At 70.0% G+C, this 20,927-nt stretch carries 20 protein-coding genes; 6 read left to right on the top strand and 14 right to left on the bottom strand.

Annotated elements, in window-relative coordinates; translation table 11 throughout:
* Positions 1 to 103: 103 nt before the first annotated feature.
* From ACTIGN_RS04730 to ACTIGN_RS04695, 8 genes are all read right to left on the bottom strand, one after another.
* Entirely contained in the window at positions 104 to 3,208 is a 3,105-nt protein-coding gene (locus ACTIGN_RS04730) for an Rne/Rng family ribonuclease (protein ID WP_439621652.1), read from the bottom strand.
* A 168-nt stretch (positions 3,209 to 3,376) separates the two neighbouring features.
* A complete protein-coding gene (locus tag ACTIGN_RS04725) occupies positions 3,377 to 4,156 on the bottom strand; it encodes a TIGR03936 family radical SAM-associated protein (protein ID WP_439621651.1) in 780 nt (259 codons plus the stop codon).
* Between the two features lie 215 nt (positions 4,157 to 4,371).
* A complete protein-coding gene (gene ptsP, locus ACTIGN_RS04720) occupies positions 4,372 to 6,135 on the bottom strand; it encodes a phosphoenolpyruvate--protein phosphotransferase (RefSeq protein ID WP_439621650.1) in 1,764 nt (587 codons plus the stop codon).
* 63 nt (positions 6,136 to 6,198) lie between these two features.
* Positions 6,199 to 6,603, bottom strand: coding sequence for an HPr family phosphocarrier protein (locus ACTIGN_RS04715; protein WP_439621649.1), 405 nt, complete (start codon positions 6,601 to 6,603; stop codon positions 6,199 to 6,201).
* 88 nt (positions 6,604 to 6,691) lie between these two features.
* Complete coding sequence (locus ACTIGN_RS04710) at positions 6,692 to 7,201, bottom strand: PTS sugar transporter subunit IIA (RefSeq protein ID WP_439621648.1); 510 nt, start codon at positions 7,199 to 7,201, stop codon at positions 6,692 to 6,694.
* 58 nt (positions 7,202 to 7,259) lie between these two features.
* The gene (locus ACTIGN_RS04705) at positions 7,260 to 7,592 is read right to left on the bottom strand and encodes an HPF/RaiA family ribosome-associated protein (protein ID WP_439621647.1); all 333 of its coding nucleotides are present in this window, start codon (positions 7,590 to 7,592) and stop codon (positions 7,260 to 7,262) included.
* A 447-nt stretch (positions 7,593 to 8,039) separates the two neighbouring features.
* Positions 8,040 to 9,044 carry a DNA polymerase III subunit delta gene (gene holA, locus ACTIGN_RS04700; RefSeq protein WP_439621646.1) on the bottom strand — a complete coding sequence of 335 codons (1,005 nt, stop codon included), beginning with the start codon at positions 9,042 to 9,044 and terminating at the stop codon, positions 8,040 to 8,042.
* 313 nt (positions 9,045 to 9,357) lie between these two features.
* Positions 9,358 to 10,872 carry a serine/threonine protein kinase gene (locus tag ACTIGN_RS04695; RefSeq protein WP_439621645.1) on the bottom strand — a complete coding sequence of 505 codons (1,515 nt, stop codon included), beginning with the start codon at positions 10,870 to 10,872 and terminating at the stop codon, positions 9,358 to 9,360.
* Between the two features lie 358 nt (positions 10,873 to 11,230).
* Here ACTIGN_RS04695 and ACTIGN_RS04690 point away from each other — a divergent pair, with 358 nt between their 5' ends.
* From ACTIGN_RS04690 to ACTIGN_RS04675, 4 genes are all read left to right on the top strand, one after another.
* On the top strand, positions 11,231 to 12,442 hold the full coding sequence (locus tag ACTIGN_RS04690) for a hypothetical protein (protein WP_439621644.1): 1,212 nt from the start codon (positions 11,231 to 11,233) through the stop codon (positions 12,440 to 12,442).
* Positions 12,443 to 12,487: 45 nt separating this feature from the next.
* Complete coding sequence (locus tag ACTIGN_RS04685) at positions 12,488 to 13,297, top strand: hypothetical protein (protein WP_439621643.1); 810 nt, start codon at positions 12,488 to 12,490, stop codon at positions 13,295 to 13,297.
* Positions 13,298 to 13,407: 110 nt separating this feature from the next.
* Entirely contained in the window at positions 13,408 to 14,325 is a 918-nt protein-coding gene (locus ACTIGN_RS04680; protein WP_439621642.1) for a hypothetical protein, read from the top strand.
* Between the two features lie 32 nt (positions 14,326 to 14,357).
* On the top strand, positions 14,358 to 14,726 hold the full coding sequence (locus tag ACTIGN_RS04675; RefSeq protein WP_439621641.1) for a hypothetical protein: 369 nt from the start codon (positions 14,358 to 14,360) through the stop codon (positions 14,724 to 14,726).
* A 170-nt stretch (positions 14,727 to 14,896) separates the two neighbouring features.
* On the opposite strand, the gene ACTIGN_RS04670 is transcribed toward ACTIGN_RS04675, so the two are convergent.
* From ACTIGN_RS04670 to fabG, 6 genes are all read right to left on the bottom strand, one after another.
* A complete protein-coding gene (locus ACTIGN_RS04670; protein ID WP_439621640.1) occupies positions 14,897 to 16,180 on the bottom strand; it encodes a Gfo/Idh/MocA family protein in 1,284 nt (427 codons plus the stop codon).
* A 151-nt stretch (positions 16,181 to 16,331) separates the two neighbouring features.
* The gene (locus ACTIGN_RS04665) at positions 16,332 to 16,667 is read right to left on the bottom strand and encodes a hypothetical protein (RefSeq protein WP_439621639.1); all 336 of its coding nucleotides are present in this window, start codon (positions 16,665 to 16,667) and stop codon (positions 16,332 to 16,334) included.
* A gap of 99 nt (positions 16,668 to 16,766) precedes the next feature.
* Entirely contained in the window at positions 16,767 to 17,288 is a 522-nt protein-coding gene (locus ACTIGN_RS04660) for a hypothetical protein (protein WP_439621638.1), read from the bottom strand.
* A 73-nt stretch (positions 17,289 to 17,361) separates the two neighbouring features.
* Positions 17,362 to 17,772, bottom strand: coding sequence for a carboxypeptidase-like regulatory domain-containing protein (locus tag ACTIGN_RS04655; protein ID WP_439621637.1), 411 nt, complete (start codon positions 17,770 to 17,772; stop codon positions 17,362 to 17,364).
* A gap of 34 nt (positions 17,773 to 17,806) precedes the next feature.
* Positions 17,807 to 18,046 (bottom strand): DUF350 domain-containing protein, encoded by a 240-nt coding sequence (locus ACTIGN_RS04650; RefSeq protein ID WP_439621636.1) that lies wholly within the window; start codon positions 18,044 to 18,046, stop codon positions 17,807 to 17,809.
* A gap of 108 nt (positions 18,047 to 18,154) precedes the next feature.
* Complete coding sequence (gene fabG, locus ACTIGN_RS04645) at positions 18,155 to 18,907, bottom strand: 3-oxoacyl-ACP reductase FabG (protein ID WP_439621635.1); 753 nt, start codon at positions 18,905 to 18,907, stop codon at positions 18,155 to 18,157.
* 138 nt (positions 18,908 to 19,045) lie between these two features.
* Here fabG and ACTIGN_RS04640 point away from each other — a divergent pair, with 138 nt between their 5' ends.
* Together ACTIGN_RS04640 and ACTIGN_RS04635 are read left to right on the top strand one after the other, a co-directional pair.
* Complete coding sequence (locus ACTIGN_RS04640; RefSeq protein ID WP_439621634.1) at positions 19,046 to 19,726, top strand: immunity protein Imm33 domain-containing protein; 681 nt, start codon at positions 19,046 to 19,048, stop codon at positions 19,724 to 19,726.
* Positions 19,723 to 20,631: a metallophosphoesterase family protein gene (locus ACTIGN_RS04635; protein WP_439621633.1), complete on the top strand. Its 909-nt coding sequence runs from the start codon at positions 19,723 to 19,725 to the stop codon at positions 20,629 to 20,631. Before ACTIGN_RS04640 ends, ACTIGN_RS04635 begins: the two co-directional genes overlap by 4 nt.
* Positions 20,632 to 20,927 lie beyond the last annotated feature (296 nt).

The following is a 20,927-nucleotide window of genomic DNA, read 5'->3' as shown; positions in this document are numbered from 1 at the left end:
GGGGGGGGGGGGGGGGGGGGGGGGGGGGGGGGGGGGGCCCCCCCCGCCCCGCCCCCCCCCCCCCCCCCCCACGCCCCCACCCCCAACCTCCCACTTCTAACGGTCAGTCCTGCGGCTGCGGGTGGCGGTCCCGGTCCCCGCGGTCACGATCGCCGCGGTCGCGGTCGCGGTCCCCGCGGTCCCGGTCCCCGCGCTCGCCGCGGTCCCGGTCGCCCCGCCCGCGGTCGTCGCGCCCGCGGTCGTCGCGACCGCGGTCGTTGCGGCCCCCGTTGGGGAACTTCCCGCCCGACAGCCGCGGCAGCGGGGCCGGCGGGAGCAGCCGCACCTCGTTGCCGTTGTGGTCGAAGCACCGGACCGACATCGTGTCCGGCGACACGCCCGCCTGGCCCGTCACCTGGATCTCGAGCTTGCCCCGCTCCTCCATCCCGGCGAGTTCCTTGCGCCGCTTGTTGAGCAGGTAGTGGGCCACGTCGGTGTGGACCCCGACCTGGATGCTCGCGATCGCCGGGGCCCGGTGCGCGGCCAGTTGCACCAGCCGCATCACCTCGATGCTCAGGCTCTCGCTGGTCTTCACGAACCCGCTCCCGCGGCAGTGCGGGCAGTCCGCGAAGATGCTCCGCTTCAGGCTCGGGCGGATCCGCTGCCGGGTCATCTCGATGAGCCCGAACTGCGAGATCCGGAGGATCTTGGTGCGGGCGCGGTCCCGGCGGAGCGCGTCGCGGAACGCGTCCTCGACCTTGCGGCGGTGCGCCTCGCTCCGCATGTCGATGAAGTCGTTGACGATCACCCCGCCCAGGTCCCGGAGCCGCAGCTGCCGGGCGATCTCCTTGGCCGCGTGCATGTTCATCTGGAACATGGTCTCCTCCGCGTTCTCCGCGCGGAAGCTCCCGCTGTTCACGTCGATGGCCACCAGCGCCTCGGTCTGCTCGATCACCAGCGACCCGCCGAGCGGCATCTCGATCCGCTTCTGGTGGATCTTCCCGATCTCGTCCTCGACCCCGTACTTGTGGAACAGCGGCTCGGTGCTCTCGAAGTACCGGATCCGGCTCGCGAACTTCGGCATCACGATCTGCAAGAACTCGCTGGCGTGCGCGAACGCCGTCGGCTCGTCCACCCAGATGGTGTCGATGTCGTTGGTGAAGATGTCGCGGATCGTCCGCGTGATCATGTCGCTTTCGCGGTAGATCTCGACCGGCCCGGACACCCGCTTGATCCGCTTCACGACGACCTGCCACAGCCGGAGCAGGTACGCGAGGTCGTTGCGCAGCTCGCGGGCGTCGCGGTCCACGGCCGCGGTGCGGACGATGAACCCGACCCCCCTGGGCGGGGCCAGCGTGGTGAGGATCTCGCGGAGCCGGCGGCGCGCCTCGTGGTCCTCGATCTTCCGCGACACCCCGACCCGGTTCAGGCTCGGCATCAGGACGAGGTACCGGCCGGCGATGCTGATGTACGTGCTGAGCGTCGGCCCCTTGGTGCCGACCGCCTCCTTGATGACCTGGACGAGCACCTCCTGCCCGCGCTTGAAGATCTGCTCGATCGGGGGCTTCGGCATGCCGCGGTCCCGGCCGCCCTTCGGCCCGCCCTTGAACCCGCCCGGCCCGCCCTTGAACCCGCCCGGCGCGCGGTCCCGGTCGCCGCGCGGCCCGCGGTCCCGGTCCCCGCCACGGCCGCCACCCGGCCCGCCCCGGCGGTCGCGGTCGCGGTCCCCGCCCCGGCCGCCGCCACCGCCGCCACGCGGCCCACGGTCGTTGCGGTCGTTGCGGTCCCGCTTGCGGTCCTCGAAGTCGTCGTTGAACCCGCGGCCGACGCCGGCCCCTTCCGCCGCCCCGGCCTCGTCGGCCGGCCCGAACCGCTCCTCCTCTTGGGCGGTCTCGCGGGCGTCCTCCTCGGCCTCGTCGGCGGTCTCCGGGTCGGCGGCGAACCCGGTTTCGGACTCGTCCTCGTCGTCGTCACCGTTCGCGCGGGGGGCCGGCGCGCCGGCGAACCGGTCGTTCGGCGCGTCCGGGTCGAAGTCGTTGTCGTCGAAGAACGGCTTGACCTCGAACTCGTCGTCGCCCGCGGTGCGGCGCTCGGCCCCGCCCATGACCTTCGGCTTGTCGTCGCCCTCGTCGCCCTCGCCGTCGGCCTTCTTCTTGCCGCGGCGCGGCTTGGCCTTCGGCTTGTCCTCGGCGGCGGGCTCGGCGGCCTCGGCGGCGGGCTCGGCGGCCTCGTCGGCCTTGGGCTTCGCCTTCCGCACGCGGGGCTTCTTCTTCGGCTCGGCCGCTTCCGCTTCCGCGGGCTCGGTGGCCTCGGCATCGGCCTCGGTCGACTCGCCCTCCGCCGGTGCGGGGGCCGCGACCGGGGTGGCGGGCACGACGATCCGCGGGGCCGGGGCCGCGTCGTCGCTGATCCCGGCCCCGAAGTCGTCGTCCTCGTCCGCGGGCGGCGGGGCGGGCTTGCGGGCGATCACGGTCGGGGTCGCGGGCTGCGGCTGCGGGCGGGCCGCGACGGGGGCCGGCGGGGGGGGCACGTCATCGAGCCCGGCCCCGAAGTCGTCCTCGTCGTCGGCCGCGGGGGCCGCCCTGGCGACCGGGGCCGGCGCCGGCCGGGGTTCCGGGGCCCGGTGCGGGGTCACGGCCGCTTCGGCTTCGGCTTCGGCCTCTGCCTCGTCGGGCGCGTCGGCCTCCTCGACCTCGTCGGCCAGCGGCAGTTCGGTCTCCTCGTCGAGCCCGGCGGTGAACTCCTCGTCGTACTCGGCGTCGGGCGGGGGCGGCGCGCGCCGCGCGGGCGGCGGCTGCGGTTGCTCCTCGAGCCACGACGTCATCGGCTGCGGCTGCGGCGGCCGCGGCCCGCGGTCCCGGGGGCCGCGGTCGTTCCGGTCCCGGCCGCCGCGCCCGCCCCGGTCCTTGTCGCCGCCGGCCGGCCGCGCGCCGTACTCGCGGTCGAGTTCGGCCTCGTACTCGGCCAGGTCGTCCTTCGACATCAGGTGCTTGTAGTACGCCGGGTCCACGTCGGACACGTGCAGGAACCCGTTGCGGCCGATGCCGAAGTCGACGAACGCGGCCTGGATGCTCCCCTCGATGTTGACGATCCGGCCCTTGTAGATGTTGCCGACGTAGCTCTCCTGGCTGGAGCGCTCGACGTACAACTCTTCGAGCACGCCGTCCTCGACGATGGCGATGCGGCACTCCTCCGGTTGGAGGACGTTGATCAGCATTTCCTTCTTCATTTTTTGATCCTGTCTACGGTATCGGGTGTTCGTTAAAAGGTTGCTGTTGGCTGGCGGTCGTTTGTTGTTCGGCGCGGTGACTCGTTGTTGGGGAGCGGTCTTGCGACACCGCGGCCCCAGCAACCGGCACCCAACGAACCACAACCAGCGAACAACGTCCCCAAGAGGTCATTCCACGACCGGCCCGAGGGCCGGTACGGGTGAGTCGTCTTCCTTGTGGCTCTGGGTCAGGGTGGCGACGGTCGCGGGGTCGAGCGGCAGCGCGTCGGCCGGGCCGTCGGGCGGAACGTCCGCCGGGTCGGTGGTCGTACTGTCAACTTCGTCGCGGAGTTCCACGGTGGTCCGCTCGGCGACGGCCCCGGCGTCCACCAGGTCCGCCGCGTTCAGCAGCTTCAGCAGTTCGTCGGCGCGTGCGGTCCCGGTCCCGGTGACCCACAGGTCGAGCACCAGGCGGCCGCCGGCCACGGTCACGGTCCGCAGGTACGGGCGGACGTTGAGTCGCTTCGGGTTCGGGCGGAGCCGCTCGACCCAGACCTTCGCCTGCGCCATCACCTCTTCGCACCGCTCGCGGAGCGCGTCGGCGCGGTCGTCGGGCACCGGGAGCCGGTAGACGATCCGCCGCGGGGTGCCGGTGGCCCGCATGGGGACGACGGCGACGCGGGTGAAGTCGAGCCCGAGGGGGGCCTGGGCGCGGAGGGCGGCGAGGGTCTCGTCGGCGTCGAGCTCCTTCAGGAACTCGATCTCGACGACCTCGTCGAGCCCCTCGACGCCGAGCGGGAGGGAGAGCGCGAAGACGACGCGGGGGCCGGGGTGGAACCCGGCGGTGGATTTGAACGGGAGCGCGGCGCGGCGGAGCATGCGCTCCAGGCACCGCATGAGGTCGTGGTGCGAGAGGAGCCGGAGCGTGCCGGTCTTGGCGAAGCGGAAGCGGAGCTTGTCACCGAACATCGGTCCCGGTTTCCCGGGAGACGGAGAATGTAAAAGGGCAATGTAAAGAATAAAAAGCAAATGACAGAGATGTTATCTCTTATTTGATTGTTTTTACTTTACATTTTCCCTTTTAAATTGCTCCACTCTCCCACTGTCTCAACCCGTCGCGGGCCGCGGTCGCCGGTCGCCCTGTCGGGGTTTGGTGCCCCCCGATTGGATCAGGTCGGTCCGGGTCAGTCGGCCGCCTCGGGGAGGATACGGCGTAGTTGGTCTCGTAAAAAGCTGCCCACCTGGCGGGCAGTTTCCATGTTCAGGCACTGGTCGGCGAGCCGCTTGGCCTCGTCCACCCGCAGTTGGCGGATGACCCGCTTGATCTCGGGCACCTTGCGGGGGGTGACGCTGAGCTGTCGGAGGCCCAGGCCGACCAGGAGCGGGGCGTAGAGCGGTTCCCCGCTCATCTCCCCGCACACGTTCACCTCGATCTGCTCCTTTTCGGCGGCCTCGACCACCCGCTTAATGAGTCGGAGAACGGCCGGGTCTGTCGCGTTGTACAGGTGGGCGACGCTCTCGTTGTTCCGGTCGGCCGCCAGGGTGTATTGGATCAGGTCGTTCGTGCCGATCGAGAAGAAGTCGACCTCCCGGGCGAGCACGTCCGACATGAGCGCCGCGGACGGCACTTCGATCATTGTACCGACGGACAGGTCGCGTTTGAAGGGGATTCCGGCGTCCTCCAGGTCTTCCTTCACCTCGTTGAGCAGGGTCTTGCACTGGCGGAGCTCCTCCACCGTGCTGATCATGGGGAACATGACGCGGACGTTGCCGAGGGTGGCGACCCGGAGCAGGGCGCGGAGCTGGGTCTTGAACAGGTCGAGCTTCCGCAGGCACAGGCGGACGCTCCGCAGGCCGAGGAACGGGTTCTTCTCGGCCGCGCCGCCGGTGGCGGCCGAGAACTTGTCGGCCCCGAGGTCCAGGGTACGGATCACGACCGGGCGGGTCGGGCCGAGGGTCTGGACCACCTGGCGGTACGCCTCGAAGTGCTCCTGCTCGGTGGGGTCGGACGTCTTGTTGAGGTACAGGAACTCGGTCCGGTACAGGCCGACGCCCTCGGCCCCGCGCTCGAGGCAGTGGGCCGCCTCCTGGGCCAGTTCGATGTTGCCCAGGAGCCGCACCGGGGTGCCGTCGCTGGTGGCCGAGGGCTTGTCGCGGAGCGAGTCGCACCGGTCGGCCCGGGACCGCTCGGCGGTCCGCTTCTCCTCGTACCGGGCGAGGGTCGATTCGTCCGGGTTGATGATGAGGATCCCCTCCTCGCCGTCGACGATCACGACGTCGCCGCCGGACACGTCGGACAGGAACCGGCCGATCCCGACCACGGCCGGGATCTCCAGCGCGCCGGCGAGGATGGCGGTGTGGCTGGTCGCGCCGCCGCTCTCGGTGGCGAAGGCGTGGACCGTCCGCGGGGAGAAGTCGGCGGTCTCGGACGGGAGGAGGTCGGTGGCGAGGACGACGACCGGTTCGGTCAGCTCGCTGAACGGCTCGAGGTTGTCGCCCTGGAGCAGGGCCAGGATCTGCCGCTCGATGTCGATGAAGTCCTTGGCCCGGCGGCGGACCTCGGCCCGGTGGTGCTCCGGGCCCTTGAACTCTTCGAGCCGGCGGACGAACTCGCGGATCACCCGGCTGACGGCGTACTCGGCGGAGTACAGCTGGGTCCGGACGAGGGCCTCGATCTGGTCGCGGAACCCGGCGTCCTCGATGACGGACCCCTGGGCGGCGAAGATGTTGCCGATGGCCGGGCCGTGCAGGGCGGTGATCCGGAGCCGGTTCTCGCGGGCCTCGGTGGCGGCGACCTCGAACGCCTTGCGGAGCCGGGCCACCTCGGCGGGGACCTGGTCGGCGGCGACGGTCTGGTGCGTGATCCGGACGCCCTCGGTATCAATGACGAAGGCCGGGCCGATGGCCACGCCCGGTGAGACGGCGATACCGTGGTGCCGGATTTCCATTCGCCGGGGTCCGGGCCCTGGGTGTTAGGGGTCTCGCGTCCGGCGCGGGCGGGCCGGGGCGGGTCAGTTGGTGTAGTCCTCCCCGCCGGGGGCGGCGAGGATGTCGCACAGCGCGTCGAGCGCCTGGCCCGCGTCGGGGCCGTCGACCTCGACCAGCACGTCCGTCTCGGGCAGGACGACGAGCATGATCAGGTCCAGCAGGTTCTTCCCGTTGGCCCGGGCGTCGCCGTTCCACACGGTCACGGCCGAGGCGTACCGCTCCGCGGCCCGCGAGAACCGGTCGGCGGCCCGCATGTGGAGGCCGAGCGGGTTCACCACCCGGATGGTGCGGCGGAGCGGTCCGGTCCCGTTCACGGCGGTGGTCTCGTTCGGTCGCCCAAGGGACAGTGCCCGGGTGGGGTGGGGGAACGGGGTGTCCGCGTCCCCGGTGCCCCGGTCGTTGTCGGTCGCCGCCGCGTTGCGCGCCATGATCCGCTCCCGAAACCGCCCGCCGCGCCCCGCCCCGGTCCTCCCGCCCACTGCTCCGCCCTGGTGGCCGGTCCCGCCGGAGGCCGCGTCACCACCCGGGGGCGGCCGTCTCGAGCAGGTTCCAGATCTCGTCCTGGGTCGCGCACGCCCGCAACTTTTTCACGAACTCCTCGTCCCGCATCGTGCGGACGACCGCCTCGAGCGCCCGCAGGTGGACCCCGGGCTGGTCGTGCGGCGACAGGAGCAGCACGAACACGAACGCGGGCTCGTTGTCCAGGCTCCGGAACGGGAGCCCGGCGGGGGCCAGGGCCAGGGTGCCCACGAGCCGGTCGATCGCCGCGTGCCGCGTGTGCGGGATCGCGATCCCCTGGCCGATCCCCGTCGTCCCGATCTTCTCCCGTGCCATCACCGCGCGGACGATGTCCGGCAGGTCCGTGTCCCGGAAGCACCCGGCGGCGCGGAGCGCCCCGGACATCTCGGCGACCACCTGCTCCTTCACCCGGCCGACGGCCTCGGCGTCCTCGGGGGCCACCCCGGCGGCCGAGGCGGACAGGCGCGGGAGGATCGCGTCGCGGACGAGGAAGTTGGTCAGTCTCATCCCGGTGTCTCCTCGGCGCGGCGGGCTGGGGGCTTGTGCGTCCACGGCACCCCCCAGTTCACGAGACGCCGCCGTTGTGCGACGGGTCCCGGCGGTGGTCCTGCAGCTTCTCTTTATAGTGCCGGAGCTGCTGCTTGATGTGGTCCTTGGCCAGTTGGAACGCCACCTCGATCTCGACGTCCCGGTCCGTCGCCACGAACTCGTGCTTGTGCTCGGCGTGCGCGATGATCTCGACGCCGAGCTTGTTGTCCCGGTCCCGGTGCAGGTCCACCGTGACCACGATCGAGGTGAGCCGGTCGAAGTAGTGCAGCAACTTCTCCGCCTTCTCGTGGAACAGCTTTTGCGTGACTTCGTTCAGGTGCCCGTGTCGGGCGGAGACTGTCACCAGCACCGTGGACCTCGTGTTCCGGTTGCGGCCGACCCGTTGGGCGGCGGGGGTGAATGCGGTCGCGCGCCGCCCGACCGGCTGATTGTACTCGCCCCCCCCCCGGGCTTCAACCAACAGCCTGAGGAAACCCACAGTCTCGTTCAACAGTCTCGTTCAACCGTTCCGCGGGCGGGCCAACCCGCACCCCCGGTCGCCGACGCTCCCGGCCCGCCGGGCACCCGGTCGTCTCGGATCGCGTCACACCTTGGAGGCGCTCACGGTTCGCCCGGTTCCGAGGGCCCACCGGCATTCCAACTTTGAACCTTGAGCTCGGAACCCGGCCGCTCATGCCAGGTTCGATAGAACCGGAACCGTGGCGGATGGGTCCGAGCCCGAGCGCCGAGCGAGGGTTCACGCTGACCCTCGCTCGGCGCTCGGGCTCGGACCAATACGAATCCCACAGATCCGGGATCAGTCCCGCGGGCGGGCCAGCGCGACCACCAGCCGCTCCACCTGCACCCGCTCCGGGAGCGCGACCCCGCCCTTGAGCCCGATGTTGATCTCGGTGAGCCACTCGGTCAGCCGCTCCAGCCGCCGCCGGCCCAGGTGCTTCAACTGCTTCTCGCAGCTCTGCCGGGCCTTGTCCCAGTTCGGCACCTTGGCCGCGGTCATCGCCTCGCCGAGCGGGAGCCCCTCGGTCACGAACCGCCCGACGGCCGCGAGCTTCCGCAGTTGGGCCGTGAGCGGGCCGAGCACGGCCATCGGGTCCTCCCCCTCGGCGAACAGGTCCTCGAGGATGCTCAGCGCCTCGCCGGGCCGCCCCTCGCCGACCGCGTCCATGATGCGGAACACGTCCGCGGCCTTGCTCCGGCCGACGAGCTTCACCACGTCGGCGGCCGCGATCGCCGGCTTCGCGCCGAGCGCCCCGGACAGCTTCCCGAGCTCCTGGTCGAGCAGCCCCATGCCGGTGCCGACCAGGTCGACGAGCGCCTCGGCCGCGTCGGCCGCGAGCTTCTTGCCGTGCCGCGCCTTCGCCCACTCGACGCACCACGCCGGCAGCTTGTACGGCGGCGGGACCTTGCACGCCACCTTCGCCGCGTCCGGCAGCGCCTTGGCGAGCTTCGTCGTCTCGGGGAACGCCTTGGCCTCCAGGACCAGCACGCCGATGGTGCTGGGCTTCGTGACGTACTGCTCCAACTGGGGCCGGTGGGCGGTGACGAACGGGTCGGCGCTCTCGACGACGACCACCCGGCACGGGGCCAGGAACGGGAGCGTGTCGAGGTCGTTGCGGACCGTGGAGAAGTCGAGCTTGTCGCCGGGGTACACCGAGAGCGCGAGGTCCGGGTCGGCGTCGCCGAGTGCGGCCGCGACGATCTTCTCGCGGGCGAGCCGCTTGAGGAAGTCCTCGTCGCCCGACAGGACGTACACGGGCTGGCGCTTGGGGGCCGCGGCGGCGAGGAACGGGAGGGCGTCCATGTCGGGGTCTCCGGGCCGGCCGCGCCCGAGGGGCCCGGCGGCGGCCGTCGGGCCATTGTGCCGGAACCAGCGGCCCGTGTCTGCGTCGGGTGGGTGCCGCGCTCGCGGTCCGCATGTCCTCGGCGCGCTCGCCGGCCGGGTTCACTCCGACGGGGCAGAATGGGTGCGGCTTGAGACCTTGGCGGGCGGGGGACGTGAGCCCCCCGGTAGAACCGCCACTCACCATCCACCGGGGGTCTCACGTCCCCCGCTCGCCAAAAACTGAAGGTCCGAAAGGAACGAGCGCGGAAAAGTGAGCCCACGTGCGGGTCGGTCAGCGGCGGGTGAGGACGAGGTAGCCGACGGCGGCGGAGAGGACGAGCACCAGGCCCAGGAGGACCGGGGTCCAGTCGAACGGCGGCTTCTCCGCCCGCGAGCCGCCCTTCTTGCCGCCCTCGGTCCGGCGGGAATTGGTCTTCGGGGGCGCGAACGGCGGGCCGCCGTCATCGCTTGGCGGGGGCGTGCCGCGGCGGGTCGGGCTCGGGTTCGTCGGGGTCGGCCGGGTCGAGCCCGCGGGGGTGGACCGCATCGCGCCGGAAGTGGGGCCGCTCTTGCCCGCCGGGGGCATCTGCGGGAGCCGGCCCGACCCGCGCGACCCGCCGCCCGACTGGCCCATCGGGTCGAACGGCTCGCCCGCGTCGGCCCGCCGCATGGTGCCGGACTGCGGGCCGGACCCGGGCGGGATGCGGGTCGCCGAGGTGGGACCGGCCAGGGCCGCCGGGGCCACGACCAGGTCGCGGAACTCGGCCATGCTCGACAGCGGCTGGAACTGGCCGGCCTTGGTGCGGCTCACCAGGATCAGCGACGGGTCGCCGAGCAGGTCGTCGCGGAGCGCGTTGCGGATGCTCTCGGTGTTCCCCTTCACCGTGTGGGTCGTGTTGGTCTCGTCCTTGTACACGAGGTACCACACGTCGGAGGTCGCGGCCGGGGCCGGCTGCGCGCCGGGCCGGGGCGGTGCGGTGCGGCTCTGGCCGGTGAGGTCCTCGAGGAACTCGCGGCAGCTCGCCGGCCGGCGGTCGGGCTCGGCGCTCATGGCCCGGCGGATCGCCCAGTCCACGCGGTCGGACACGCTCGGGGTCAGCTCGCGGGGGGTCGGGAACTCGTTGCGGACCTTCTTCATCCAGCAGTCGAGCGGGCTGGCGTTGTCGAACGGGACCTGCCCGGTGACCATCGCGTAGAGGGTCGCGCCGAGGGAGTAGATGTCGCCGCGGACGTCGACGTTCTTGGCGTTGCGGAACTGCTCCGGGGCCATGTAGTGGGGGGTGCCCAGGCCGCGGCCCGTTTTGGTCAGGTTCAGGTCGCCCTCGACGTCCTTGACCAGCCCCAGGTCGGTGAGCTTCGCCGTGCCGTCCCGGGTGATCATGATGTTGTCGGGCTTCACGTCGCGGTGGACGAGCCCCTGCTTGTGCGCCCGCTGGAGCCCCTCGCACACCTGCGCGATGAGCCGGACCGACTCGGCCTCGCCCAGCGCGCCCTTCCGCTCGATCCGCTGCCCGATCGACTCGCCGTCCACGAACTCCATGACCAGGAACGGGTGCGGGCCGGTGCCGCAGTAGTCCAGCGCGCGGACCACGTTGGGGTGGTCGAGGACGCGGGCGGCGAGGAACTCCCGCTCGAACCGCTGGAGCAGGACCGGGTTCTTGGCGGTCGCCGCCGCGATCACCTTGATGGCGACCGTTTCGCCGGTGGAGCGGTTGCGGCCCTTGTACACGGTCCCCATCCCGCCCTCGGCGATCTTCGACATGATCTCGTAGTTCCCCAGTTGCGATGGGGCGGCGTCCGAGGCCATGGGCGTGCATCTCCGTCGGGGGCGGGGGACCGGAACGGCGAACGCGACGGGGCCGGGCTGCCCCACACGAACCGTGTTTGCGGAGTGACCCCGCCTATCTTATAGTTTAAATTCGCGCGCTTGGCGAATACCGATCTGTTGGAATGATCGCCACGATCGGGTAAAATGATCCCGCACAAGTCGCGAACGCCTCGACGGCCAGCACCCGCACCGGCGGGCGCAGCCCGCACAACCACCACGGCCTCTGCAACCGCCCGTCCCGCCGTGGTTTGTGTGCGTTGTGCGCTTGTCAAGTCCGCAGTCGTTCGTCACAATCAAGTAGCTTCGGCCCCTCCGCCACGCTTTCGGGACCCGCGCCATGACCACGTTCGGCAAGGTGCTGATCTTCCTGAACATGATCGCGGCCGGTGCGTTCGCGTACTTCGGCCTGCAGGCCTACCACGGCGAGAAAGGGAAGGGCAACGGCCGCCAGGCGATCACCGCCGCGGGCCTCCGGCACGTCCTGCTCGTCGACGGGCTCCCGCTCGGCGACAAGGCCGGCGACCCGACCGACGTCCCGAACGACCCCGAGGCCGAGATCCCGTTCGAGGTCACCATGGCCGGCGGGTTCCGGACCAAGACGGTCGGCAAGAAGCTCCTCGACTCGTACTTCAAGGCCGCCCCCGGCGACGAGAAGCTCGGCGGCGGGGCCGTCCCCAACCAGCTCGCCGAGGTCAAGCGGGTCAAGGCGAAGGTCGACGCCGACCTCGCCGCCGCCGAGACCCCCGACGCCAAGCTCCTGCTCCTCGCCGGGTGGCTCCTGCTCCAGCCCGAGGTGTACGAGGAGCGGCAGGCGGTCCAGAAGCTCATCGCCGAGAAGAAGGTCGAGGACCTGGAGCGGCTCCTCAACGACAAGTTCGCCGCGGTCCTCGACGCCCCGAAGCCGCTCGACCCCGAGGTCGGCACACGGCTCCCCGAGGACGAGCGGGACGCGGCCAAGCTGACCGACCGGGTCAAGCAGGTCGACGCGTCGCGGGCCGCCACGCTCGACGACACCGAGCGCCGCAACCGGCTCGCGCACCTGCTGATCCACCTGAGCCCCGACGCGGACTGGCAGAAGCGGGTCGCGGTGGTCGTCGGGCTCCGCAAGTTCGCGGGGGCCATCATCAGCCAGGCCGAGCGGTTCGCGGTCATGGCCGAGCGGATCCGGCTCCTCGTGCCGATCGAGCAGGCCGACTACCAGGCCGCCGAGCGGACCCAGAAGTTCCTCGCGATCAACCGCACGACCCAGGCGAACAACCAGGCCGAGCTGAAGGCCAAGGCCGTGGAGCAGGAGAAGCGGGACGCCGACTTCGCCGCCCAGCGGGCCACCGAACTGAAGGCCATCCAGGAGCGGTACGCCCGGACCAAGGCGCAGGTGGACGAGATGCTGGTGAAGCAGACGGCCATCGAGGCGGCGCTGTTCGAGGTCCAGCGGGAGGTGGCGATCACCCTCGACGAGGTGTACCGCCTCGAGGGGGTGCTGGAGGCCCGCGAGCGCGACCTGCTCGGGCTCCCCCGGCCCCAGCCGGCCCCGAAGGCCGGGAACTGAGCACCCCAGCGGGCGACACGCGGCACTCCGAACCAGGGCGCGACCATGACATTCCTCGGGAAGACGCTGGCGTTCCTCAACCTGATCATCGGGCTGGGCATCCTCGCGTGGTCGGTGACCGTCTACGCGCAGCGGCCGGGGTGGTTCGACAAGCCGGCCGCCGACGCCGGCCCGCCGGACCGGGGCAGCACCCCGCTGACGTTCGACCAGCTCAAGACCGCGGCCGACGCCTCGGCCCGGGCCGCGAACCTCGCCAGCGGCGCGTGGGGCGCGAACCTCAAGGCGCTCGAAGAACTGGAGACCCGCCGGGACCGCCGCCGGGTCGAGTTCGCCGCCCGGCTCCAGTGGACCAAGGTGGGCAACGACAAGGACAAGGGCAACGCCTTCTACGAGCCGGTGTACGAGAAGGACGCGGCCGGCAAGGAGACGAGCGTCCTGAAGCTCTACGAGGTGGACGGGGCCGGGGCGTACACCCAGGTGAAGGGCGAGCCGGTCCTCGGGCCGGACAAGAAGCCGCTCCGGGGGTCCGAGACGCTCCTGACGAACTTCACCGACGACGTGAAGAAGGTGGTCGAGTTGTCGCAGAGCAGCGCCAAGTACCGCGAGGAGTACGCCAAGCTCAGCGAGGAGATCATCAAGGACGAGAACCGGCTCCAGCGGATGATCACGATCCGCGACGCGGTGCAGGGCGAACTGTTCTACCTGTCGTCGTTCGAGGTGAACGTCTACGAGACCCGCGAGACGGTCCTCCGGCGGCAGCGGCAGTTGGTGGTGCGGCTCATGGAACTCGGCGGCGTCGGCCCGAAGCCGGACGCCAAGAAGCCCGACGAGAAGAAGCCCGACGAGAAGAACTGACACGGGGCGGCGCGGGCGGCGTCATACGGGGTGGCCAACGAGAGACACGGCAGGCGCGGCGACGGGACCGGTAACGCGGCCCGGGGCCGGCCTTCTGAGGGGGACGGACGATGACCTGGTTCGGCAAAATCCTCACGTTCGTGGTGCTCGTCGGCTCCATCCTGTGGATGTTCCTGACGACCCAGGCGTTCGTCGCCCGGACGAACTGGAAGAAGCGCGCCGACGACTACAAGGTCGCCTACGAGGAGGTCGTCAAGGCCCGGGAGTCGGAGTACCGCCGGTTCCAGTCGAACGAGGACCACCTCAAGCGGCTCCTGCTCGCCGAGACGACCCGGAGCACCGACGCGCTCAAGGAGGTCGACTCGCTCAAGACCGCGTCGGTCATGGTGAACGCCCAGCTCACGACGCTCCAGGAGAACTACAACAAGGCCGACGTGCAGGCCACCAAGCTCCAGGCCAACGTGGACAACAGCCTGAAGGAGCTCGACACGGTCCGCAAGCGGACCAACGACCTCGAGAACGAGGCCGTCGCGCTCGTGCTGGCGACCGAGGCCGCGAAGAAGGAGGAGGTGAAGGCCAAGAACCAGGCCCGCCTCGCCCTGGCCATCGCCGACGACAACGCGAAGAAGGTCGAGGAGCTGGCCCTCAAGGTGTCCGAGCTGCGGGCGACCGGCGGCGGCGGGGCGCAGGCCCAGGTGCTGCGGTCGGTCACCAAGCCCCCGCCCCCGGTCCTCGGCAACCTCCGCGGCCAGGTCACCAACGTGTCCGGCGAGCTGCTCACCGTCAGCGTCGGCATCGACTCGGGCATGGCGGTCGGCACGGTCCTCGACGTGATCCGGCTCGAGGGCGGCGGCAAGTACATCGGGACGGTGAAGGTGACCAGCGCGCTGAACCTGTTCCCGAAGCAGTCGATCGTGACGTTCACCCCGGCCCGCCGCGACGTCCCGATGGACCGGCTCCCGATCGGCGACCTGCCCAAGTCCGGCGACCAGGTCCGCCCGCCCGAGGCGCTCACCGGCGGCCGCTAACGCACCCCGCGAACCACGACGGAGACCCGACCATGGCGAAGGCCGCGACGAAGGACAAGAAGGTGAAGCCCGAGGCCCCGCGGCCGCGGAGCGACGCCTACGTGATGATGCTGTTCATCACGTTCCTGGCGATCACCACCGGCGCGGCCCTGATGTACTTCGACTTCGCCGGGACCAAGGAGGCCGGCATCGGCGAGGACGAGGGGTACGGGAACCGCGTCCCCCCCAAGGAGCCGGTCCCGACGCTGCCGAAGCTCGGCGAGTCGATCAAGATGGCCGAGCCCCCGCCGGAACCGAAGCCGATGGACCCGGTGCCCGACCCGGAGCCGAAGAAGGACCCGGAGCCGAAAACGGACGCGGACCCGAAGAAGGACCCCGAGCCGAAGAAGGACGGGATGTAGCCCCTTTCGGCCGCCCGAACGAGAACACCCCCGCACCCGCGGGGGTGTTCTCGTTCGGGGGCAATACCGAGTCCGTTCGGTGGCACAGGCCTCTGGCCTGTGCGGGCGGTCACAGGCCAGAGGCCTGTGCCACCGGAATAGGGCACCGCCTCCGGCTCGCGTGCAACGTCTCACACGGCCGGCAACTCGAACCCCTTGCGGTAATCGCGGCCGAGGAGCTTGTTCGCCTCCGCGTCGTCGGTCGTCTCGGTCTTCGCGTCGAACCGCAGGGTCTTGCCGGTGCGGTACGCGAGGTTCCCGAGGTGGCACAGCCGCGTGCTCTTGTGGCCGATCTCGATCTCGGCGTTCGGCTTCGCCTCGCCGCGGACGCTCGCCACGAAGTTGCGGACGTGCTCGCCGACCACGTCGCCCTTCGGCCTGTCCGAGGCGTCGTCGCCCCCGCGGACCTTCCAGGCGTCGCCGTCGAACAGCAGCGTCCCCTTGTCGCCGTGGATGCTGATCCCGTACCCCTGGCCCTCCGGCCCCTGGCCCTTCTTCTCCCACACGCGGTGCTCCCACACGACCGTGCAGCCGGCCGCGCCGCCCGGCCCGGCGGGGAAGTCGAACGTCGCCGTCTGCGTGTCGGGGGTCTGCTGCTCGTCGTCGTAGAAGAACTTGCCGCCGGCGCAGCTCACCTTGGTGGGCGCGTCGAGGTCCAGGACGTTGCGGATCACGTCGAGCCCGTGGATGCCGTTGTTGCCCATCTCGCCGGTGCCCAGGTCCCAGAACCAGTGCCAGTTGTAGTGGAACCGGTTCTTGGTGAACTCGCCGCTCGCCGGCCCGAGCCACAGCGAGTAGTCGACGCCGGCCGGGGGCGCCTCGGGCTTGGCGACCCCGATGTTCGGGCGGTTCCCGGCGATCCACGCGCGGGCGAACGCGACCTTCCCGAGCTTCCCGGCCTGGACGTACTCGCGGGCCGAGATGACGCTCGACTGGCTCCGCCGCTGCGTGCCGGCCTGGATCACGACCTTGTACTTGCGGGCGGCCTGCACCATGCGCTGGCCTTCGAGCAGGTTGTGCGACACCGGCTTCTCGACGTACACGTGCTTGCCGCGCTCGGCGGCCCAGAGGGTCGCCAGCGCGTGCCAGTGGTCCGGGGCCGCGACGACCAGCGCCGTGACCGACTTGTCGTCGAGCACCCGGCGAACGTCGGTCTCGATCTTCGGTGGGCTGGCGGGGTTCTTGAGCGCGTCGAGGGCCGGCTTGACCATCGCCGGGTCGGGGTCGATGAGGTGCGTGACCTCGGTGTTGGGGGCGGCGGCGAACGTCGGGGCGAGCGTCTTGCCGCGGACCTTCAGGCCCATGACCGCGACGCGGACCTTCTCGTTCGGCTTGTCGGCGGCGCGGTTGTAGCTCGCGGCCGAGAGGGTGAGGGCGGACGTCGCGAGGAACTGGCGACGGGTGTGCGCGAGCATTGGCAGCGCTCCGGGAGGGGACGGGTGAGGGCCATCGTACCCGAACCGAGAGCGCACGCACCAGGGTGCAGTAATGAACCGGCGGATTGTGTTTCGGTCTACCAAGCCCGTTCAGACTTCAGGCCAGGCACAGCGAACGGCTCGGCATGCACTACCGCCCTTCGACGTCTAACGCGGCTGCCCACTCGACAAGCAGATCACGAAACTCCGAGGTGGGTACCTCGCAGCGGTGATCCGGCCGGCCCATGATGTCTTCGTCTTCAATCACGGCCACCCTGTTCCGGTCGCCGCGGACCAGAAACACGTTCCCCGCCCAGTCGATCACCCCGTCGCCCGCCACGGCTTGGTCGAGCAACGTAAGGTAGTAACGAACGATCTGGCAGCACGACGCTTCGCAGAACAGGAAGTCGTTGAGGACACCGCCAAACCCCTCCACGACTGCGTATGGCCGGCCATTGTCAAAGTGCGTGACACTCAGTTTCGCCACTCGTGCGCCTCCGTCGAAAACTCCGCTCAGCAGCCGCGGCTAAGAGCGATACCGCATCCTACTCGCTGACGGGGCCGCGTTGTGCGACAGCACTCGTTGCTAGGTTGATAGGCGCATCAGCACGCTTCGGTTCTCTGCGGCTCCGAGGAAGGCTCGGATGCGTTGGAAGTCCTCCGCAACGGCTTGCTCGGTGAAGTCCCGGACGTAGTTGCGGTAGTGCTCGAATTCCTCGATGCCGAACCACCACGCGATGACCTGTGGGATGTCGCTATCACGGACGCTGACAATGGCGCTGAGGTAGTCCTCGGGAAGCAGATGGATGCACGCCACCCAGAACCTTTCATCCCATGACTCTGCTGTTTCCGCGCCGTCCACCTTGGGCGTGAGGTCTCGCAAACTGGCGAAGACTTCCGCAAATGTGCGGCTTTTGAGCCGTGCGACCAGCACGTGAAGCGCTGTATCGTAGAGGTCGATGTTCAAGCTCAGCCAGCGTCGCTCGCTGAATTCCAGTGCGACGGTACGTGCGTCCTCCGGGGCAGCGACAACCAAGTAAGCTGAAGACATCTCGTCCCTGCCGACCGTTGGTTCAGATTGCATTCCCAGACCGACTGTCCATTCCACGGCGTGCGAACTCACACGGTAAGCGGCACTTTACGGCGGCGGCCGAAGTGTTCCCCACCGCCGAGCCGCCGGGTCAGTCGAGCTTGAAGTCGAACCGGTTCGGCTGGCCGGGCTTCACCTCGGCGGTCAGCGTGGTCGCGGAGGTGTACTTCTCGGGGAGCGACTCCTTCCCCTTGGGCGACGCGCCGGCCGCCTTTTCCTCCGGGGTCAGCTCGCCGCCCGGCACGACCATCGACACCGCGACCTTGTACGTCCCCGGGTCGAGCCCCTGCTCGGCGGGGACGGTGAACTCGCCCTTGCGGACCAGCGCCCCGCACAGCGGCCCCGGCGGGCCGCTCGCGGCGAAGAAGGTCACCGTCGCGTTGTCGAGCGGCTGGCCCTTGTACGACACCGTCCCGGACAGCGGCTGCCGCCCGGTCCTGGCGCCGCACCCGCAGACGAGGGCCAGCGCCACGCCGAGCCCGATGAGAGGAGTCACGCGCATGGGTACCGCACTCGGAATGGAATGAAGTGGTCCGTCAGCCGCCGATGGCCCGGACCACGATGAGGCTGATGCCCAGGAGCAGCGCCCCGACCATGATGGCCACGGCGGTGTTCCCCTTGATGAGTTCTTCCTCGACGTTGAGCTTCGGGGTGATCCACTCGAACACCTTGAACCCCAGCGCCAGCAAGGCGATGCCGAGGAGCCCGAACGCGGTGGCCGCGAGGAGCGACATCTCGAACGAGTTCGTGGTCCAGGCGTCGGCGAAGAGCGGCATCGGAGTCCCGAGGTCAAAGTTCCGAGGTCAAAGTCGGTCGTCGGCGACCGGGATTATCCCCGATGCGCTCCCAACTTTGAACGTTGAACTCGGAACTTTGAACCGAAACTACACCCACCCGCCCGTCACCGGCAGCACCTGGCCGGTGACGTAGTTCGTCTCCTCGCTGGCGAGGAACAGGACGGCGTTGGCGATGTCGTCAGTGGTGCCGAACCGGCCGGCCGGGATCGCCTTGATGTACTCCGCGAGCATCTCCGGCTTCACCTCGCCCATCATCGCCGTCTGGATCATCCCCGGGGCGATGGCGTTGGCGGTGATCTGCCGCCGGGCGAGTTCCTTGGCCAGCACCCGCGTCAGGCCGATCACCCCGGCCTTGGCCGCCGCGTAGTTCGTCTGCCCGTGGAACCCCACGAGCCCGGCGACCGACGCGATGTTGACGATGCGGCCGCCGTCGCGCATGACCTCGGTGCCGTACTTGCAACAGTGGAACACGCCGTCGAGGTTCGTCTGGATGACCGCGTGCCACTCGTCGAGCGTCATCTTCCTCAGGGTGCGGTCGCGGATGATGCCGGCGTTGTTCACGAGCACGTCGAGCCCGCCGCACGTCTCCTTGACCTGCTTCATGAGCGCCTCGACCTGTGCGGCGTCGCGGACGTCGGCGGCGACGAGGAGCGGGCGGGGCGCGGCACCGGACGCGGCGAGTTCTTCGGCGTCGCGGCGGTTCTCACCGGCCGGGTCGTCCCAGTAGTGGAGCACGCACGTCGCGCCGGCCCGCGCGAACGCGGTCAGCACGCCGGCCCCGATGCCCCGCGAACTGCCCGTGACGAGCACGACCTTGTTGGGGAAGCGGTAGGTAATCATGTTGCGAGATTGGAGAAGGGGGTGGTGCGCGGCCTGCCACTTCGGCTCGAACCTGCTGCGGATTCTATCCGGACAGGTCGCACCATGTAGCGCCCCGACCTGGCACAATGTCGGGAGAAACCAATTCGGGAGGATCGGATGGCCACCGTGCGGACCTCGAAGTGCCACCGGCACGGGCACCCGGAGTTTCGGCTGACCTTCGATACGAACGCAGTCCCGGTCGATGCCGACGTGGGATGGTTGATCGACTGGCTCGAAACGGCCGTTGCGAGCGGCACCCGCTTTGCGCCGAACGAAACGTGCCAGATCGGGTGGGGCACGACGCTGGTGCGGGCGCACGAGAGCGGCGACCTGTCGCTCTGGGAACCCGACATGCGGTCTGTCCCGTTCGAGTGGGTCGAATCAGTCAGTGCGACTCTGGCTCACCTGCGGCTTCAGAAAGATGTCGCGGAGAGCGTCTTGCGCGAGGGCGATATGGCGTTCCCGTCGATGCTTACTTCGGCCATTGTTTGTGCGCGGCTCGGACCCAATCAAGACATCGTCTTGGAACGCGTGGAACCAGCGGGTGCCGATTCGGGGTGGTTTTGTGGTTGCCTGCAGCGCGACCACGACCACAACAACGCTAGAGAGTTGCGGCGCGTGTCGCTCTACGAGGCGGCCGTGCGAGCCCCGCAGATCGTACCGTTCCTGGCGCTCCCGGCGGGCGTACTAGTGGCCACGGACCACGGCGTTCCGACCATCCTCCACGGCGGCAAACCGCTCGCCTTCGCCCGTGGGAGTTACTTGGCGATGCGCTTCCCCGATCAAGAAGCCTCATGATCCGCCTGGCCCACTTCAGCGACGTCCACCTGACCGCGCGGCCGATGGGCTGGGCCGGGCGCGACCTGCTCACGAAGCGCGTGACCGGGTGGTTCAACCTCACTTCGCTCGGGCGCGGAAAGAGATTCCAGCACGCGCCGACCGTTGCCGACGTGCTGCGGCGCGACCTCGCGACCCGCGGGTACGACCACCTCGTCTTCTCCGGCGACGCGACCATGCTCGGGTTCGAGTCGGAGATGAAACTCGCCGCAAAGGTGCTGGGCGTCGGCGACCTGTCGCTGCCGTCGGCCATCGCGGTGCCGGGGAACCACGACGTCTACGTCGCGAGCGCCGAGAAGGGCCGGATCTTCGAGGCGGCGTTCGCTCCGTGGCAGCACGGGAAGCGCGTCGGCGGTGCCGACTATCCCTTTGCGACGAAGATCGGGAACGTCTGGCTGATCGCGGTGAACTCGGCGCGGTCCAACGCCAACCCGATCGACGCGAGCGGTCGCGTGGGCCGCCCGCAACTGGACCGGCTCCGCGAACTGACCGCCACCCTCGACGCCGGCCCGCGGGTCGTCGTGAGCCACTACCCGATTCTGGAGCCGAGCCGGAAGCCCGAGCCGTGGTTCCACCGGCTCCGCGACTGGGACCGGGTCCGCGACGCGGCGGCCGCGTGCGGAGTGGGCCTGTGGCTGCACGGGCACAGGCACGGGTGGTACGTGCTCCCGGCCGGCGCCGACCTGCCGTTCCCGACGGTGTGCGTCGGCAGCAGCACGCAGTCGAACCGCTGGGGCTACCACGAGTACAGCATCGACGGCTGGCACCTGAAGGGCCGGCGCCGCGTGTACGACCCCGCCGCCGCCGCGTTCACCGACGCCGACACGTTCGAGCTGAAGCTGGCGGGGGAGCCGCGTCAGTCATGACGCGGGTTGTGATCCCGGCGCAGCGGTTTGACCAACCACCCGGCGAACCCTGAGCGCCAGCGAGGGGGTGCGCCTCACCCCCTCGCTGGCGCTCAGGGTTCGCCCAAACCCGCACCCCGCCCGCTACGGCGCTTGCGTCGCGCTCGTCGCCGGGGTACAACCTCACCCAACGGTTTCGGAGTCGCGTTTAGCTCGTCGCTCTGCGACAGGACGATGTTGCGTCGTCCGAGTACATGGCCAGTCATGCGACCCGGGGAGGGCTGTTCCAGCACCGCTTTCGACCGGTGGGGGGATAA

The sequence above is a fragment of the Gemmata sp. genome (genome assembly GCF_051859125.1).
GTDB lineage: Bacteria > Planctomycetota > Planctomycetia > Gemmatales > Gemmataceae > Gemmata.
This window is presented reverse-complemented; position numbering and strand designations above follow the sequence as displayed.

Excerpts from the sequence above, each read along its gene's own strand:
- ACTIGN_RS04730 (WP_439621652.1), bottom strand. The coding sequence starts at position 3,208 with ATGAAGAAGGAAATGCTGATCAACGTCCTCCAACCGGAGGAGTGCCGC.
- ACTIGN_RS04725 (WP_439621651.1), bottom strand. The coding sequence starts at position 4,156 with ATGTTCGGTGACAAGCTCCGCTTCCGCTTCGCCAAGACCGGCACGCTC.
- ptsP (WP_439621650.1), bottom strand. The coding sequence starts at position 6,135 with ATGGAAATCCGGCACCACGGTATCGCCGTCTCACCGGGCGTGGCCATC.
- ACTIGN_RS04715 (WP_439621649.1), bottom strand. The coding sequence starts at position 6,603 with ATGGCGCGCAACGCGGCGGCGACCGACAACGACCGGGGCACCGGGGAC.
- ACTIGN_RS04710 (WP_439621648.1), bottom strand. The coding sequence starts at position 7,201 with ATGAGACTGACCAACTTCCTCGTCCGCGACGCGATCCTCCCGCGCCTG.
- holA (WP_439621646.1), bottom strand. The coding sequence starts at position 9,044 with ATGGACGCCCTCCCGTTCCTCGCCGCCGCGGCCCCCAAGCGCCAGCCC.
- ACTIGN_RS04695 (WP_439621645.1), bottom strand. The coding sequence starts at position 10,872 with ATGGCCTCGGACGCCGCCCCATCGCAACTGGGGAACTACGAGATCATG.
- ACTIGN_RS04690 (WP_439621644.1), top strand. The coding sequence starts at position 11,231 with ATGACCACGTTCGGCAAGGTGCTGATCTTCCTGAACATGATCGCGGCC.
- ACTIGN_RS04685 (WP_439621643.1), top strand. The coding sequence starts at position 12,488 with ATGACATTCCTCGGGAAGACGCTGGCGTTCCTCAACCTGATCATCGGG.
- ACTIGN_RS04680 (WP_439621642.1), top strand. The coding sequence starts at position 13,408 with ATGACCTGGTTCGGCAAAATCCTCACGTTCGTGGTGCTCGTCGGCTCC.
- ACTIGN_RS04675 (WP_439621641.1), top strand. The coding sequence starts at position 14,358 with ATGGCGAAGGCCGCGACGAAGGACAAGAAGGTGAAGCCCGAGGCCCCG.
- ACTIGN_RS04670 (WP_439621640.1), bottom strand. The coding sequence starts at position 16,180 with ATGCTCGCGCACACCCGTCGCCAGTTCCTCGCGACGTCCGCCCTCACC.
- ACTIGN_RS04655 (WP_439621637.1), bottom strand. The coding sequence starts at position 17,772 with ATGCGCGTGACTCCTCTCATCGGGCTCGGCGTGGCGCTGGCCCTCGTC.
- ACTIGN_RS04650 (WP_439621636.1), bottom strand. The coding sequence starts at position 18,046 with ATGCCGCTCTTCGCCGACGCCTGGACCACGAACTCGTTCGAGATGTCG.
- fabG (WP_439621635.1), bottom strand. The coding sequence starts at position 18,907 with ATGATTACCTACCGCTTCCCCAACAAGGTCGTGCTCGTCACGGGCAGT.
- ACTIGN_RS04640 (WP_439621634.1), top strand. The coding sequence starts at position 19,046 with ATGGCCACCGTGCGGACCTCGAAGTGCCACCGGCACGGGCACCCGGAG.
- ACTIGN_RS04635 (WP_439621633.1), top strand. The coding sequence starts at position 19,723 with ATGATCCGCCTGGCCCACTTCAGCGACGTCCACCTGACCGCGCGGCCG.